Below are 16889 nucleotides of genomic sequence, written 5' to 3'. Positions count from 1 at the left end.
GGGGTAAAATGTTTGAAATCCTGACCACAGACCAGATGTACGAAGCAGACCGCCGAACGATTGAAGGCGGTCTTGCCGGTGATGTGTTGATGGACAATGCCGGACGTGTGGTGTTCGAGGAAATCATACGTCACTGGTCCCCTCGGTCGGTCTCTGTTTTGTGTGGTCCGGGCAATAATGGTGGTGACGGTTTTGTGATTGCCAGATTGCTGCGCGACGCCGGCTGGTCGGTCCGGCTGGGCCTGATGGGGGATGTTGTATCACTTAAGGGCGACGCGGCCCTTCATGCCGCACGCTGGGACGGCGCGGTGGAGCGTCTTTCACCAGCCCTTGTCGTCGGTGCGGATTTGCTGGTGGATTGTATCTTCGGGGCAGGACTGGCGCGCGAGATTACCGGCGAGATTGCCGAACTGATCACCACGATAAATTCAAGTATGGCGTCGGTTGTATCCGTCGATGTGCCATCGGGAGTGGATGGCAATAGTGGCGCGATTTGGGGCTGTGGTGTCAAGGCGGATCTGACGGTGACATTCTGTCGGGCAAAGCCCGGTCATTACCTTCTGCCCGGCCGGTTGATGTGCGGTGAGCTGGCCATCCGTGATATCGGCATTTCCGATCAGACCATTTCCGAAATGCGTCCGAATTGCTGGCGTAATGATCCGGTTCTGTGGCGTGCGGGTATCCACTGGCCCGGACTGGACGGGCACAAATATCATCGTGGTCATCTGCTGGCTTTTGGCGGGGCATCCATGACCGGTGCAACACGGCTTGTTGCGCGTGCCGCCCGCCGATCAGGTGTCGGGTTGTTGACCATTGTATCAGATCCGGTGGCACTTCCGGTTTATGCGTCAGATACCCCGGGCAATATGACAGCGCCAATCGGACAGATCGAAAGCCTTTTGAATGACTGTCGTCATAATGCCTTTGTAATCGGGCCGGGATATGGTCTGGGGGATGACACCAGAAGTCTTGTCCTTAAACTTTTGCATCTGTGTCGTTCGACCGTTCTGGATGCAGATGCGCTCACAAGCTTTGCCGATGATCCGTCTACATTATGTTTTGCGATTCAGGGGCCGACGGTTCTTACCCCGCATGAGGGCGAATTTTCCCGCCTGTTCCCCGATATCACTGGCGATAAATTGACCCGGGCGCGCGCAGCGGCGAAACGAAGTGGTGCGACAGTCCTGATCAAGGGGGCGGATACGGTGATTGCCGCACCTGATGGTCGGGCCGCAATCAGTGCCGCCGATGCCCCCTGGCTGGCAACAGCCGGATCGGGCGATGTTCTGGCCGGGATTATTGGTGGTCTGATGGCGCAAGGCATGGAAATGTTCGATGCAAGCTGTATGGCAGTCTGGCTTCATGCCCGCAGCGGAACAGATATCGGGCCGGGCCTGATTGCCGAGGATATCCCGGAACATTTGCCCGGTATTTTGCGCGAACTTTGGCTGGCATCGCGCAAAAAAGGCTAGGGGTGTTTCCGGTGATCAAGTGAAACGGTTAAATACCGACGGGCCAGAATTATGACATCTTTGCGGGCATGCTGGACGTTTGGTTGATGTCACCCGATATACTTACCTTAAAGTTACAAAAACAGAACTACCGGATGTGGGAGACAGGCATGTCTCAGACCTTCTTGGACAGAACAATTGATAACCTTCGGGTTGCCTGGCGCGAATTGCGTGACAGCCCGGTGGTGCGTGGCCTTGGTCTTGATGAAAGTCAGAGCCGTCAGGAACGCTGGCGGCGCCAGATCACCGATTGCCTTGCCAAGCGTGGCGGGGCGGTCTCGGCACGTTCGCGTGCGGCGGCACTTGGTCATGATTTTCTGCGTCTTGATGACGCGGGAAAGCGCGAATTTTTGCACCTGCTAATCAACGAGTTTGGCGTTGATCGAGACCGTGTCGGAGCGATCATGTCAGACTGGAACATGGTTGATGATCTGGCCGAACAGGCTTTGCTGGAGGCAGAACTGAGAGCTGCCCTTACGCCGCCATTTCGTATGATTCTTAAGGAATTCAATTCATTACCCCAGGGTGTGAAGTTTCTGGTTGATCTGCGGGCGGATCTTTTGCGGTGGCGAAAGGAAGCCCCAGGGCTTGTTATCCTTGAGCGTGACCTTAAGGAACTCCTCGCAGGCTGGTTTGATATCGGCTTTCTGGAACTGCAACGCATTACATGGAATTCTTCTGCTTCCCTTCTGGAAAAGCTGATCGCCTATGAAGCCGTTCACGCCATTCAAAGCTGGGATGACCTGAAACGTCGGTTGGCACCGGATCGCCGGTGTTTTGCCTTTTTCCATCCGGGAATGCCCGACGAGCCGCTTATTTTTGTCGAGGTGGCCTTGGTCAATGGCATCGCAGGCAGTGTCGATGCCCTGATCCAGAGCGATCAGGATGACGCAGACGAACAAGAGTCGAAGCTTGCCGATACCGCCATCTTCTATTCGATTTCAAATGCGCAGGCTGGCCTGGCGGGAATCAGTTTTGGTGATTTCCTGATCAAGCGGGTGGTTGGGGAATTGCAACGTGATCTTCCGGATCTCAAGCAGTTCTGTACCCTGTCTCCCATTCCGGCTATGCGCAGCTGGATGGACCGGCAACTTGATGCCATGTCGCAAAAGCAGGACACGGGACTGCCCAAGGCAATTGAGGCAGCCTTGCGCGATTGTGATGATCTGATGGGACCCAAACCGCCTGCAAAACACCCGGACGCGGTGAGCGAACGCACGCGCACCAATATAGAATACCTCGCGGCTTGGTATCTTTTGAATGCCAAGCGGGTTGAGACAGGATCGGCATTTGATCCGGTGGCGCATTTCCATCTGACCAATGGGGCACGGGTCGAACGGCTGAACTGGAATGGCAACGGAAATGAAAATGGCTGGATGCAGTCATTTGGCATGATGGTGAACTATCTTTACGACCTTTCGATGATCGAAAAAAATCATGAAAGCTATGTCGGGCAGGGCAAAATAGCCGCATCTGGTGCAGTAAAGCGTCATTTGCGCTAGTTTTGCAAAAGCCGGAAACCCTTGAAACCTGCTAGATATTCCGTGTGATGGCCTGTTAAATTCCACAAGATTGCATTTGTCGAAAAGGCGATGCTTGCATGAGGTGAGCGAAGTTTGTATTAAGGCGCACTCATTCCGGTCTTACCGGCGTGAATTGCGTGCTTGTGTGCGGGCGTGGCGGAACTGGTAGACGCGCTGGATTTAGGTTCCAGTGGAGCAATCCGTGGGGGTTCGAGTCCCTTCGCCCGTACCACTTGCAGGCTTTAAAATAGATCAGGTTATATATTCGTTTAGTCATATTGACTTTCTGACGTCCGGACTGCGTCGCGTAACGGACATTATTCGAACCAAGCAAAAGAGTTATCTATGCAGGTTACTGAAACCAAAAACGAAGGCCTGGCGCGCGAGTTCAAAGTCGTCGTGCCCGCCGCACATATCGAAGAAAAAGTCGTCGCCAAGCTTGACGAGATCAAAGACCAGGTTCGCCTGCCGGGCTTCCGTCCGGGCAAAATTCCGGCGAAACTGCTTCGTCAGCGTTATGGCCAGGCTGTCATGGGCGAAGTTCTTGAAGCCGCTGTGAACGAAAACACCGGCAAAGTTCTTTCCGACAACGACCTGCGTCCGGCCGTTCAGCCGAAAATCGAAGTAACCAAATTCGATGAAGGCGGGGATCTTGAGTTCGACATCGCTGTTGAAGTCATCCCGGCAATCGAAGCAATGGACTTCAAAAAGCTGAAACTGACCCGTGAAGTTGTTGAACTTGACGACAGCAAGGTTAACGAAACCCTTGATCGTATTGCCGCAGCGCAGGGCACCACTGCTCCGCTCGCACGCAAGCGCAAGTCGAAAGCCGGTGACGTTGTCGTTATCGACTTCCTCGGCAAAATCGACGGTGAAGCATTCGACGGCGGCAAAGCCGAAGATTACGAACTCGAACTCGGTTCGGGCTCCTTCATCGATGGTTTCGAAGATCAGCTGACCGGTGTTAACGCTGGTGACGAAGTTGTCGTCAAAGTGAAATTCCCGGAAGCTTACGGTGCTGCTGAACTCGCTGGCAAAGATGCCGAGTTCGACGTAACCGTCAAGGAAATCAAAGAAAAGAAACCGGCTGAGCTGGATGACGAACTTGCCAAGAAACTTGGTCAGGAATCGTTTGAAGCGCTTAAAGACGCAATCCGCAAGGATTACGGCCGCGAATACGAATCGGTTTCCCGTCAGAAACTGAAGCGTCAGCTGCTTGATGCGCTGGCTGAAAACCACAGCTTCGAACTTCCGACCTCGCTGGTCGAAAACGAACTGCAGGGCATCATCGGCCAGATCAAACAGGCCCGTGAAGCTGGTCAGGAAGATGACGAAACCAAAGGCAAGTCCGAAGAAGAGCTGACCGAAGAGTTCCGCGAAATCGCAGAACGTCGCGTTCTTCTTGGTCTTCTGCTTGCAGAAGTTGGCCGTGCAAACGAGATCCAGGTTACCCAGGAAGACGTGAACAAGGTCCTTGTTGCTGAAGCTCAGAAGTACCCGGGTCAGGAACAGCAGGTTATTGAATTCTATAAAAATAACCCGCAGGCCTTGCAGGCTCTTCAGGGCCCTGTATATGAAGACAAGGTCGTGGATTACATCGTCGAACTCGCAAAGGTTGAAGAAAAGACCGTAACGGTCGAAGAACTTCTGAAACCGGAAGAGGAAGACGAAGCTCCGAAGAAGAAATCGGCTGCTAAGAAAGCACCGGCGAAAAAGGACGCAGAGAAAAAGGCTCCGGCCAAGAAAGCTGCTGCCAAGAAGCCGGCTGCGAAGAAAAAAGCAGAAGACTGATCTGACGAGAAGTAATCCTGCCGGATACGGTTTTGGATAATGCAGGGAGTTGCAGTTGATGATTAGAGAACAGATGAATTCGCTTGTGCCGATGGTGGTTGAACAGACCAGCCGGGGCGAGCGTGCCTATGACATCTTTTCGCGTTTGCTCAAGGAGCGTATCGTCTTCATCAACGGTCAGGTTCATGACGGCATGTCGTCACTGATCTGCGCGCAGCTCCTGCATCTCGAATCGGAAAATCCGGACAAGGATATTTCGCTTTACATCAATTCTCCGGGCGGTGTTGTGACCTCGGGTCTCGCCATCTATGACACCATGCAGTACATCCGTTGTGATGTATCGACGGTGTGCATGGGGCAGGCGGCATCCATGGGCTCGCTTCTGTTGATGGCCGGTGCAAAGGGCAAGCGTTACTGCCTGCCGAATGCGCGTGTCATGATCCACCAGCCGTCCGGCGGTTTCCAGGGACAGGCATCGGATATCGAAATCCATGCCCGCGAAATCCTGGCGTTGCGTCAGCGTCTTAACGAGATCTATGTCGAACATACCGGCCGTGATCTCAAGACGATTGAAGATGCGATGGAGCGTGACAACTTCCTCACCCCGGATCAGGCCAAGGAATTCGGTCTGATCGACGAAGTGGTGACATCGCGTCCGAAGCCGGAAAGCGATGGAAAGAAAGACTGATCGTTCCATTACGATCGGCAAAAACGCCCCGGACGAACGCCGGGGCGTTTTTTTATGTCTTGCCTCATGGCAGTTTTAAGTCATAGACAGGTATAGGCGCAGGTATCGGCATGATGTCTGGAACTTGTATGGCACTCGAACGTTTGGGTGATTAATACAAGGGGTTTCGTAACCAATCTGGCGAACCCATATCAAACATGATGCCATAACGCCGAAAAGCGCAGATTAAACGTTGAGATCGGTATCGTTTACCGGCTAACATGGCGATAAAAGATAACGTCAAACGTAATTGGGGTTTGTATGAGCAAATCGAATAGCGGGGACTCCAAGAACACTCTGTACTGTTCTTTCTGTGGAAAGAGCCAGCACGAGGTTCGCAAGCTCATCGCCGGTCCAACCGTATTCATCTGTGATGAATGCGTAGAGCTTTGCATGGACATCATCCGCGAAGAGCATAAAACCCATCTCGTCAAATCGGCAGACGGGGTGCCTTCTCCGCAAGAGATTTGCAAGGTCCTTGATGACTATGTCATCGGTCAGGGCCATGCGAAAAAAGTTCTCTCGGTCGCGGTTCACAACCATTACAAGCGCCTGCATCACGCCAGCAAGAATGAAGACATCGAACTGGCGAAATCCAACATCATGCTGGTCGGTCCGACCGGTTGCGGTAAAACGCTTCTGGCTCAGACGCTGGCCCGTATTCTGGATGTTCCGTTCACCATGGCTGATGCCACCACGCTGACCGAAGCCGGTTACGTGGGGGAAGATGTCGAGAATATCATTCTCAAGCTGCTGCAGGCTGCTGACTACAATGTCGAGCGCGCCCAGCGCGGCATCGTCTATATCGACGAGGTCGACAAGATTTCGCGTAAATCCGACAACCCGTCGATCACGCGTGATGTCTCGGGCGAGGGCGTCCAGCAGGCATTGCTCAAGATCATGGAAGGCACTGTTGCTTCGGTTCCGCCGCAAGGTGGCCGTAAACATCCGCAGCAGGAATTCCTGCAGGTCGACACCACGAACATCCTGTTCATCGTTGGTGGCGCGTTTGCCGGTCTTGATCGTGTGATCTCCCAGCGTGGCAAGGGCAGCGCAATCGGCTTTGGTGCCGACGTTCGCAGCCAGGATGACCGCCGCACGGGTGAAGTGTTGCGCGAAGTTGAACCTGAAGACCTTCTGAAATTCGGTCTGATCCCGGAATTCATCGGTCGTCTGCCGGTTCTGGCAACGCTTGAAGACCTCGATAACGAAGCTTTGGTCAAGATCCTGACCGAGCCGAAAAACGCACTGATCAAGCAGTATCAGCGTCTGTTCGACATGGAAGATGTGAAACTCACCTTCCAGCCTGATGCGCTTAAGGGAATTGCCGACAAGGCAATTGAACGCAAGACCGGTGCGCGTGGTCTGCGCTCGATCATGGAAGGCATCCTGCTTGATACCATGTTCGATCTTCCGACCATGGATAGCGTCGAGGAAATCGTCATCAATAGTGACGTTGTCGAAGGAAAGGCAAAACCGTTGCTGATCCATGCGGAACGCCATGAAGGTGTCGAAAACACTGCCTGATATCAAATCCCGCACCGGCATCTATTGCGGTGCGGGAATTTCAGCTTATCTAAGAAATGTTCGCGTTACTGGCGGGGCCTATGGCAGGACCCCAGCAACGTTTTGGCTCAGAGTAGGGAATAGAACATAATGGTCGAATTGGCGCGTGGCGAAATTTACCCGGTGCTGCCGTTGCGCGACATTGTCGTGTTCCCGCACATGATTGTTCCTCTGTTCGTTGGACGTGAGAAATCGGTGCGTGCGCTCGAGGATGTGATGCGCGAAGACAAGCAGATCATGCTTGTCACCCAGAAAGACGCCGGTCTTGATGACCCAGCAGTCGAAGATCTCTATGAAGTTGGTACTGTCGCAACTGTCCTGCAGCTTCTCAAGCTTCCGGATGGAACCGTCAAGGTACTGGTAGAAGGCGGAAAACGTGCCGAAATCACCGGCTATGTTGATAACCCGGAATTCTTCCAGGCCTATGGTGCCGTGCGCGAGGATGCTGACGAAGATGACAGCGAACTCGAAGCGCTTGCTCGTTCTGTGGTGACGCAGTTCGAACAGTACATCAAGCTCAACAAAAAGATTCCGCCCGAAGTTCTGGTATCTGTAAATCAGATCGAAGAACCGGCGAAGCTTGCCGACACGGTGGCATCCCACCTGTCGCTCAAGATTTCTGAAAAGCAGGAATTGCTGGAAACCAGCCTTGTTGGTGACCGTCTGGAACGTATTTTCGGCTTCATGGAATCCGAAATCGGCGTCTTGCAGGTTGAAAAGAAAATCCGCAACCGCGTCAAACGCCAGATGGAGAAAACCCAGCGCGAGTACTATCTGAATGAGCAGCTCAAAGCCATTCAGAAGGAACTTGGCGAAGGCGAGGACGGCAAGGACGAAGCTTCTGAAATCGAAGAGAAGCTGAACAAGGCCAAGATGCCCAAAGAGGCAAAGGAAAAGGCCCAGGCAGAACTCAAGAAACTGCGCAATATGAGCCCGATGTCGGCGGAAGCCACCGTGGTGCGCAACTATCTTGACTGGATGGTGTCGATTCCGTGGAACAAGCGTTCGCGTGTATCCCATGATCTGAAAAAGGCCAAGAAGGTTCTTGATAAGGAACATTACGGTCTTGAGAAGGTCAAGGAACGCATCCTTGAATATTTAGCCGTTCAGGCCCGCACCAAAAAAGTCAAAGGTCCGATCCTTTGCCTTGTTGGTCCTCCCGGCGTTGGTAAAACCTCGCTTGGTAAATCGATGGCCAATGCAACAGGTCGCAGCTTTGTGCGTATGTCGCTTGGCGGGGTGCGTGATGAGTCCGAAATTCGCGGTCATCGCCGGACCTATATCGGTTCCATGCCGGGCAAGATTGTCCAGGGCATGAAAAAGGCGAAATATTCCAACCCGTTGTTCCTTCTCGACGAGATTGAAAAAATGGGTTCGGATTTCCGCGGTGATCCGGCATCGGCACTGCTTGAGGTGCTTGATCCGGAACAGAACTCGACCTTTAACGACCATTATCTTGAAGTCGATTACGATCTTTCGGATGTGATGTTTGTGACGACGGCAAACTCGCTTCGTATGCAGCAGCCGCTGCTTGACCGTATGGAGATCATCCGTATCTCCGGTTACACCGAAGACGAGAAAGTCGAGATCGCCAAACGTCACCTGATCCCGAAACAGATCAAGGATAACGGTTTGCGCAAAGGTGAATGGAGCATTTCTGACGAAGCGCTTCGTGATCTGATCCGGTTCTATACCCGCGAGGCAGGTGTCCGTAACCTTGAACGCGAGCTGGCCCGTCTGGCCCGTAAGGCGACCAAGCGTATCATGCTCGAGAATATCAAGGCTGTGCGTGTAACGCCGCGTACCCTTGGCAAATATGCAGGCATCCGCAAGTTCCGCTATGGCGAGACCGAGGGTGAAGATCAGGTTGGTGTCGTGACCGGTCTTGCCTATACCGAATTCGGTGGCGATCTGTTGCAGATTGAATCTGTGACGGTTCCGGGCAAGGGCAACATGAAAACCACCGGCAAGCTCGGTGAAGTCATGACGGAATCGATCCAGGCGGCGACCTCGTTCGTGCGTTCGCGTGCAGCAGAGTTCGGCATCAAGCCGACCCTGTTCCAGAAACGCGACATTCACGTGCACGTCCCGGAAGGTGCAACCCCGAAAGACGGTCCGTCTGCCGGCGTTGGCATGGTGACGTCGGTTGTGTCTGTTCTGACCGGCAATCCGGTGCGCAAGGATGTGGCCATGACCGGCGAAGTGACGCTGCGTGGCCGTGTGCTTGCGATTGGCGGTTTGAAAGAAAAGCTTCTGGCGGCGTTGCGGGGTGGGGTGAAAACCGTCCTGATCCCGCAGGAGAACGAAAAGGATCTCGAAGAGATTCCGGACAATGTCAAACGCGGTATGGAAATCATTCCTGTGTCGCATGTTGACGAAGTTCTCAGCCATGCTTTGGTCAATCCGCTGGTCCCGATTGAGTGGGAAGAACCCGAAGATGATGTCGCGGTCAAATCCAAGGACGGCGAAGAATCGGAAATTGGTGGTGTGACGACGCATTAAAGCGTGTCATAACCGGCAGAAATCAAGGGGAGCGACCATGTCGCTCCCCTTTTTCTGTGGATAACTTTGACCAAGAATCGGCGAAGGGACATGTCGAGATTGGTGTAAAGCGCAAAAAATCGAAAAAAACGTCAAAAACCGCAGAAAACTGCGTCTCTCGCATTGACGAGCTGTTTGCTACCTGCTTACACTGCCCATGCAACAGGTTTGGGGCAAACCAAATTTCCTCATAACTCCGAACGTCCAAACAAGGGGGCCAGGAAGTGAATAAAAACGATCTCGTTGGAAGTGTAGCTGCTAAAGCTGATCTGTCCAAAGCTGACGCTGCAAAAGCGGTTGACGCTGTTTTCGATTCCATCACCGAATCTCTTAAATCCGGCGACGAAGTTCGTCTGGTTGGTTTCGGTACCTTCGCTGTCGCTGCTCGCGCTGCTTCAAAAGGTCGCAACCCGCGCACCGGTGAAGAAATCGACATTCCGGCATCGAAACAGCCGAAGTTCAAGGCTGGTAAAGGCCTTAAGGACGCCGTCAACTAAGTTTGACGAAGTTCTTGGAAAAAATGCCGGTGACAAGCGTCACCGGCATTGCTTTTTGTAAAAACCATGTTATGTTCCGCCCCGCTTCCGCAAGAAACAGCGCGGACAAGCAACGGGTGATTAGCTCAGCTGGTTAGAGCATCTCGTTTACACCGAGAGGGTCGGGAGTTCGAATCTCTCATCACCCACCATAAAAAAGGCAGCCCTAAAGGCTGCCTTTTTTCGTGTTCGGGCATGATTCGAATCTTTTCCGAATCACATCACGCAGGCCTTGAAGCAAAATGCTGGTTCGCGGGTTCTGTTTTTCGGGTAATACGTCGCATTTTTGGCGGGTTCAGGTTGACCAGCCATCATGGATAAATACCCTTGAAATAGAAGTTACATTTTTATGCAAACAGGGCATTGCATTTTGTAAAAAGCATGGTAAGTTCCGCCCGCTTCCGCAGAAAACAGCGCGGACAAGCAACGGGTGATTAGCTCAGCTGGTTAGAGCATCTCGTTTACACCGAGAGGGTCGGGAGTTCGAATCTCTCATCACCCACCACGAAAAAGGCAGCCCTAAAGGCTGCCTTTTTTCTTTGCCTGATTTTCGGCTCTGGTGCCCTTTCCATTCAGACTTGGTCGATCACTACCGGTTTGCGCGCTGCATTGCGTCAAAGGCTGTTTTACGGCTACACGGCATGCATTGAGTGTTTCATGACAAATGGCGCCTGTTGCAGGTGCGTGCGCCCTCAGGGCTGTTATAAGCCGCTTTGTGGTCCTGGTGCTTTGGGGGAAGGCTGGGGTTTGTCGGTGACTGAATGGTTGCAGCGTTATCCACATCTCATTAAAGCCCGATAACTCTCTGTAAAAGTTGACGCTTGATCGCCTGACGGGCAGTGTTAAGGCAGAAATTTCGGCTATCGGTCACTAGAAACGGAACCTGCATCATGAACATTCCATCGACCGGGCATGTTTCGCGCGTCATCTGGCACCTTCGGCGATTGGTGCTTGTGCTTTGCGTTCCGCTTATTCTGACCAGCTGCTATTTGCCCGAGGCCTTCAATATCGATCTTTCGATGGAACGGAATGGCGATTATCGGCTGAGCTATCAGGGGATGCTGGTGCAGCCGACCATTACCCAGGGGCTGTTGGAGCAAAGTCTCGATCCTGCCGGGGAAAAGGAAAAGGTCGACAAGGTTCTTGCCGATCTCAGGCGCGATTCGGGCGTCAAGCAGTTGACCTATAGCGGGCGAGGTGTGTTCAACATCGTCTATGAACGCCGTGGTAATATTATCCGTGAGAAAAGCTTTGTCTTTGTGCGTCGCCAGTCACGCATTCTCGAGATGTTTTTCCACAAGGACCGCAACACAGTCGAAATCCGGGGCGGGTTTGTGCCGGATCAATATCAGGATCGCCTTAGTGCTCTTGGCTATCAGATGACCGGCAAGATCGAGTTTCGTACCACTGCGGGCATTCGCAGTCATAACGCAGCCGAGTTCAAGGAAGTCGGCGGCCAGAACCGGCTGCGCTGGGAAATCAAATCGATTACTGACCCGGTGCCCAACGTGATTGTCGGCTAGGGCAGGGGCATCCGATACCGCAAATGACAAAGGGACAGCACAAACGCTGTCCCTTTTCGGTTTTTCTGGTGTCTGAGGGTCTGGAAACCGGTCTAGTAGACCATTTCGTCTTCGCCGCTGCCTTCGGAGATAACGATCTGGCCCTGTGCTGCCAGTTCTTTGGCGAGCTGAACGATCATCATTTGCGACTCTTCGACATCCGAAAGACGAACCGGCCCCAGTGCATCCATGTCCTCTTTCATCATCTTGCCTGCGCGTTCGGACATGTTCTTGAAGAACAGATCGCGCATCTGGTCGGTCGAGCCTTTAAGCGCAAGGGCAAGCTTGTCTTTCTCGACCTGACGCAGAAGGGTCTGAACACCGTTATTGTCGAGACGGGCAAGGTCTTCAAAGGTGAACATGAGCGCCTTGATCTTCTCGGCCGAGTCACGGTTGCGTTCCTCAAGAGCGGTCAGGAAGCGATCCTGACTCTGGCGATCAAGGCTGTTGAAGATATCGGCCATCAATTCGTGGTTGTCGCCGCGCGAGCCACGCGCAAGGTTCGACATGAATTCGGTGCGCAGCGTCTTTTCGATGTTATCGAGAACTTCCTTCTGCACGGCTTCCATACGCAGCATGCGCATGATGACTTCCATCGAGAAGTTTTCCGGCAGAAGCGACAGAACCGAAGCCGAGTGACCGGGTTTCAGCTTTGACAGCACAACGCCAACGGTTTGCGGGTATTCGTTTTTCAGATAGTTGGCAAGAACGGCTTCGTTAACGTTATTCAGCTTGTCCCACATGGTGCGACCCGCCGGACCACGGATTTCTTCCATGATGCCGTTAACACGGTCTTCGGGCAGAACCTTGGACAGCAAGCGTTCGGTCGTATCAAAGGAACCGACAAGGGAACCGGTAGAGGACAGCTGATCGGCAAACTCGACAAACAGACGTTCAACGATGTTGGAGCTGATGGTGCCAAGGCCTGACATGGTCTGGGAAATCTCTTTGATTTCCTCGTCATCCATCATGCTGAACATCTTGGTCGCGTGCTCTTCCCCAAGAGCAAGCATGAGAATCGCTGCCTTCTCGGGCCCGGCCAGTGATCTGTATTCTTCTTTAACGCGCCCCACGGGTGGTCTTCTCCGTCGTAATGACTCTGGCCTCGTACTGAACCAGTCGTACAAGGCTTGCCCCTATCACACCGTAAGATAGGGGGAATTTGTCAACAATTCTATAAAAGCCGACGCGTCTTTGCAAAGCCCCACATGTATAAGTCCGCAAAATGTACTTAATTGCCAAAATCAGTACAAATCAGAGGTCGGAATGCGTTTCAAAGCGCGATGTTCGCAGGTGATATTGCCGAATGGGTTGAAAACGTTGCTAGCTGCTTGACTTGGTTTTGGGGGTGGTCTAACAAAGGCCCGCCGATTGATGGTCATTTTGCGGGCGTAGCTCAGTTGGTTAGAGCGCCGGCCTGTCACGCCGGAGGCCGCGGGTTCAAGTCCCGTCGCTCGCGCCATGATCCATCATCTGTTGTCTGTTATCGGGTGTTTCGTCTTTTCCGCGATCATCTTTTCATGTGTTGCTAATGCTGCTTCGCACGCTTGGGTCTTGATCATCTCGACATGCGGCCCGATATCGGACGGTAGTGAACGGTAAAAAGATTAGAAAGTTTCCGGTCTTAGAGCGGTTTAATGCTGCTTGAGGACTGGAACTTGTGCGGTGCATGCGTTATGGTGCGCCGTAATGGGCCAGGTGGGGACCTGGTCGGGTCACAAGGCCTGTTCTTGAGAGGTCAGAGAGATGCAAGAGCTTCTTTCGGAATATCTTCCGATCCTGGTATTTATCGGGATCGCCGTCGGTCTTTCGGCGGTAATCGTCATCGCGTCGCTGGTTCTTGCCAAGCAGGCACCGGATGTTGAGAAACTGTCCGCATACGAGTGCGGGTTCGCGCCGTTTGAAGATGCGCGTATCAAGTTCGACGTCCGGTTCTATCTGGTCGCAATCTTGTTCATTATTTTCGACCTCGAAGTCGCCTTCCTGTTCCCGTGGGCTGTTACCCTCGGTGATATCGGGACTTTCGGCTTTGTATCGATGGTGATCTTCCTGGCTGTTCTGACGGTCGGATTTATCTATGAATGGAAGAAGGGAGCTTTGGAATGGGAGTGAGCACCAATACAGGCGCACCCCTGGCACCCGGTACGGATCAGGATGCACTGCTTAAGGGCGTGTTTGACGAGATGAATGACAAGGGCTTTGTCCTTGCCAATCTCGACAAGCTGGCAAGCTGGGCAAGCACCGGTTCCCTTTGGCCGATGACTTTCGGTCTTGCCTGCTGTGCTGTTGAGATGATGCATTCGGCTGCGTCGCGTTATGACCTTGACCGTTATGGTCTGGTGTTCCGCCCAAGCCCGCGTCAGTCAGACGTGATGATCGTTGCTGGTACGCTGACCAACAAAATGGCCCCGGCACTGCGCAAGGTCTATGACCAGATGGCAGAGCCGCGCTGGGTTATTTCGATGGGGTCGTGCGCCAATGGCGGCGGTTACTATCACTATTCCTATTCGGTGGTTCGCGGTTGCGACCGTGTTGTCCCGGTTGACGTTTATGTTCCGGGTTGCCCGCCGACAGCCGAAGCGCTGATCTACGGCGTGATGCAGTTGCAAAAGAAAATCCGCCGTACTGGTGTCCTGACACGCTGATCCGTAATAGGGGGCTTGCATGAGCGAACTGCTCAGCGATAACAGCGCCGCATTGAATGATCTTAAAGATCTTGTGGTGTCCCAGCTGGCCAACGAAATCCTCGAAAGCGAGATTCGTTACGGCGAGCTGACCATCGTCGCAAAGCGCGATGATATTCTTAAAGTTCTGACCTTCCTTCGGGACGATACCGGCTGCTTGTTCAAGCAGCTTATCGACGTTTGTGGTGCAGATTACCCGGAACGTGCTGAACGTTTCGACGTGGTTTACCACCTGCTGTCGCTCAAACATAACCTGCGTATTCGCGTAAAGATCCGTACCGACGAAGAAACGCCGGTGCCGAGCTGTGTTCCGCTTTTCAGCGCCGCCGGCTGGTTCGAACGTGAAGCCTGGGATATGTACGGTATCTTCTTTGCAGGTCATCCGGATCCCCGCCGTATTCTTACCGACTACGGTTTTGAAGGTCATCCGCTGCGCAAGGATTTCCCGCTGACCGGTTATGTCGAAGTTCGCTATGACGACGAGCAGAAGCGCGTTGTCTACGAACCGGTGAAACTGGTTCAGGATTTCCGTAATTTCGATTTCGAAAGCCCGTGGGAAGGCATCCAGCATGTTCTTCCGGGTGATGAAAAGGCGGAGGGCAACGCCTGATGTCCGAACAAAAAATCAAAAATATGACCATGAACTTCGGCCCGCAGCACCCTGCGGCGCACGGCGTTCTGCGTTTGGTTCTGGAAATGGACGGCGAAGTTGTCGAACGTTCCGACCCGCATATTGGTCTTCTGCATCGTGGTACGGAAAAGCTGATCGAATATAAGAGCTATATTCAGGCGACCCCGTATTTCGACCGTCTCGACTATGTTGCTCCGATGAACCAGGAACATGCATATTGCCTGGCCATCGAGAAGCTGATGGGGATCGAGGTTCCCAAACGTGGTCAGTATATCCGTGTTCTTTATGCGGAAATCGGTCGTATTCTGAACCACATTCTGAACCTGACCGCGTTCGCACTGGACGTTGGTGCGATGACCCCGCTTCTTTGGGGCTTTGAAGAACGTGAAAAGCTCATGGAATTCTATGAGCGCGCCTGTGGTGCCCGTCTTCACGCCAACTATTTCCGTCCGGGTGGTGTTGCAGCTGATCTTCCGGCTGGTCTTCTTGAAGACATCGATGCCTGGGCAGATCAGTATGACATCTTCCTCAAGGACTTTGACCGCGTTCTGACCGGTAACCGTATCTTCAAACAGCGTACGGTTGATATCGGTATCGTGAGTGCGGAAGAGGCGCTTGACTGGGGCTTCACCGGTCCGAACATTCGTGCATCGGGTCTGGCATGGGATCTGCGTAAATCGCAGCCTTATGACTCCTACGAAGAATTCGACTTCGACATCCCGATCGGCAAGAACGGCGATTGCTATGACCGCTTCCTCGTTCGTTTCGAAGAGATGTGGCAGTCCCTGAAAATCATCAAACAGGCCATCAAGAATATGCCCGATGGTCCTGTTATTGTTGAGAATAACAAAGTGGCACCGCCGTCGCGCGCCGATATGAAGCGTTCGATGGAAGCCCTGATCCATCACTTCAAACTCTTCACCGAAGGTTTCCACGTTCCGGCTGGCGAATGCTATGCCGCAGTGGAAGCACCGAAGGGCGAGTTTGGTGTGTATCTTGTTTCGGATGGCTCGAACCGTCCGTATCGCTGCAAAATCCGCGCCCCGGGGTTCCCGCACCTCCAAGGCATCGACTTCATGTCCAAAGGTCACATGCTGGCCGACGTCGTTGCCAATATCGGGTCGCTAGATATCGTGTTCGGTGAGATTGACCGATGAGCCATTTGAGAAGACCAGCTCCGAAAGAGCTTCAACCGACCAGCTTTGCTTTCACTCCGGAAAATCTGGAAAAGGCAAATAAGATCATCGCCAAGTATCCGGAAGGCCGCCAGCAGAGTGCGGTCATGCCGCTGCTTGATCTCGCACAGCGTCAGACCGAAGGAAACTGGGTTCCGACCGTCGCAATGGATTACATTGCCGACATGCTCGAAATGCCCGCCATTCGCGTCTACGAGGTCGCAACCTTCTATACGATGTATAACCTTGCCCCGGTGGGTAAGAACTTCATCCAGGTTTGCACCACGACGCCGTGCTGGCTTCGCGGTTCTGCCGACATTGTCGATACCTGCAAAAAGGAACTCGGCATTGGCATCGGCGAAACCACTGAAGATGGTCAGTTCACCATGATTGAGGTTGAATGCCTTGGTGCGTGTGTTAACGCCCCGATGATGCAGATCAACGACGATTATTATGAAGACCTGACCCCGGAAACGACCAAGGCGATCCTTGATTCCCTTAAAAAGGGCGAGACGCCTAAAGCCGGTCCGCAGAGCGGCCGCAAAGGTTGTGAACCGATGGGGGGTCCGAAGGTTCTGAAGGCATTCTGTGGCTGCGGTGCAGCCCCGCAGGGCGCTGATGCAAGCGAAGGGGACGCCTGAT

At 53.2% G+C, this 16889-nt stretch carries 14 protein-coding genes and 4 tRNA genes; 17 read left to right on the top strand and 1 reads right to left on the bottom strand.

Annotation, left to right across the window (positions count from 1 at the left end; translation table 11 throughout):
• The first annotated feature begins 8 nt into the window (after window positions 1-8).
• From ACTU44_RS14165 to ACTU44_RS14115, 11 genes are all read left to right on the top strand, one after another.
• Complete coding sequence (locus ACTU44_RS14165) at window positions 9-1472, top strand: NAD(P)H-hydrate dehydratase (RefSeq protein ID WP_462095711.1); 1464 nt, start codon at window positions 9-11, stop codon at window positions 1470-1472.
• A 149-nt stretch (window positions 1473-1621) separates the two neighbouring features.
• Window positions 1622-3013 carry a malonyl-CoA decarboxylase gene (locus ACTU44_RS14160; RefSeq protein WP_462095710.1) on the top strand — a complete coding sequence of 464 codons (1392 nt, stop codon included), beginning with the start codon at window positions 1622-1624 and terminating at the stop codon, window positions 3011-3013.
• 168 nt (window positions 3014-3181) lie between these two features.
• A tRNA-Leu gene (locus ACTU44_RS14155) sits at window positions 3182-3266 on the top strand.
• 113 nt (window positions 3267-3379) lie between these two features.
• Window positions 3380-4825 (top strand): trigger factor, encoded by a 1446-nt coding sequence (gene tig, locus ACTU44_RS14150; RefSeq protein WP_462095709.1) that lies wholly within the window; start codon window positions 3380-3382, stop codon window positions 4823-4825.
• Window positions 4826-4883: 58 nt separating this feature from the next.
• Complete coding sequence (gene clpP, locus ACTU44_RS14145) at window positions 4884-5513, top strand: ATP-dependent Clp endopeptidase proteolytic subunit ClpP (protein ID WP_114097345.1); 630 nt, start codon at window positions 4884-4886, stop codon at window positions 5511-5513.
• A 300-nt stretch (window positions 5514-5813) separates the two neighbouring features.
• Window positions 5814-7079, top strand: a complete 1266-nt coding sequence (gene clpX / locus ACTU44_RS14140) for an ATP-dependent Clp protease ATP-binding subunit ClpX (protein ID WP_114097346.1) — start codon at window positions 5814-5816, stop codon at window positions 7077-7079.
• Between the two features lie 129 nt (window positions 7080-7208).
• Window positions 7209-9620, top strand: a complete 2412-nt coding sequence (gene lon, locus ACTU44_RS14135; protein WP_114097347.1) for an endopeptidase La — start codon at window positions 7209-7211, stop codon at window positions 9618-9620.
• Between the two features lie 263 nt (window positions 9621-9883).
• The gene (locus ACTU44_RS14130) at window positions 9884-10156 is read left to right on the top strand and encodes an HU family DNA-binding protein (protein WP_114097348.1); all 273 of its coding nucleotides are present in this window, start codon (window positions 9884-9886) and stop codon (window positions 10154-10156) included.
• A 114-nt stretch (window positions 10157-10270) separates the two neighbouring features.
• Window positions 10271-10347, top strand: a tRNA-Val gene (locus ACTU44_RS14125).
• A gap of 276 nt (window positions 10348-10623) precedes the next feature.
• Window positions 10624-10700, top strand: a tRNA-Val gene (locus ACTU44_RS14120).
• 385 nt (window positions 10701-11085) lie between these two features.
• A complete protein-coding gene (locus tag ACTU44_RS14115) occupies window positions 11086-11718 on the top strand; it encodes a hypothetical protein (protein WP_462095708.1) in 633 nt (210 codons plus the stop codon).
• 92 nt (window positions 11719-11810) lie between these two features.
• Here the strand turns inward: ACTU44_RS14115 and fliG are convergent, their stop codons facing one another.
• The gene (fliG, locus tag ACTU44_RS14110) at window positions 11811-12830 is read right to left on the bottom strand and encodes a flagellar motor switch protein FliG (RefSeq protein WP_114097349.1); all 1020 of its coding nucleotides are present in this window, start codon (window positions 12828-12830) and stop codon (window positions 11811-11813) included.
• A 312-nt stretch (window positions 12831-13142) separates the two neighbouring features.
• On the opposite strand from fliG, the gene ACTU44_RS14105 reads away from it, so the two are divergent.
• The 6 genes from ACTU44_RS14105 to nuoE all read left to right on the top strand — a co-directional run bounded on the left by ACTU44_RS14105 (window position 13143) and on the right by nuoE (window position 16888).
• Window positions 13143-13219, top strand: a tRNA-Asp gene (locus ACTU44_RS14105).
• A 284-nt stretch (window positions 13220-13503) separates the two neighbouring features.
• Entirely contained in the window at window positions 13504-13869 is a 366-nt protein-coding gene (locus ACTU44_RS14100) for an NADH-quinone oxidoreductase subunit A (protein ID WP_008891231.1), read from the top strand.
• The gene (locus ACTU44_RS14095) at window positions 13860-14402 is read left to right on the top strand and encodes a NuoB/complex I 20 kDa subunit family protein (protein ID WP_114097350.1); all 543 of its coding nucleotides are present in this window, start codon (window positions 13860-13862) and stop codon (window positions 14400-14402) included. The genes ACTU44_RS14100 and ACTU44_RS14095 overlap by 10 nt, the downstream gene beginning before the upstream one ends.
• 19 nt (window positions 14403-14421) lie before the next feature.
• Complete coding sequence (locus tag ACTU44_RS14090) at window positions 14422-15051, top strand: NADH-quinone oxidoreductase subunit C (protein ID WP_181850171.1); 630 nt, start codon at window positions 14422-14424, stop codon at window positions 15049-15051.
• Window positions 15051-16229, top strand: coding sequence for an NADH-quinone oxidoreductase subunit D (locus ACTU44_RS14085; protein ID WP_114097351.1), 1179 nt, complete (start codon window positions 15051-15053; stop codon window positions 16227-16229). Before ACTU44_RS14090 ends, ACTU44_RS14085 begins: the two co-directional genes overlap by 1 nt.
• Window positions 16226-16888 carry an NADH-quinone oxidoreductase subunit NuoE gene (gene nuoE / locus ACTU44_RS14080; protein WP_462095707.1) on the top strand — a complete coding sequence of 221 codons (663 nt, stop codon included), beginning with the start codon at window positions 16226-16228 and terminating at the stop codon, window positions 16886-16888. The genes ACTU44_RS14085 and nuoE overlap by 4 nt, the downstream gene beginning before the upstream one ends.
• The last annotated feature ends 1 nt before the right edge of the window (window position 16889 follow it).

It is taken from the genome of Thalassospira sp. SM2505, from assembly GCF_054901115.1.
The sequence above is the reverse complement of the archived record's forward strand: the minus strand, read 5'-3'. Positions and strand labels throughout refer to the sequence as shown.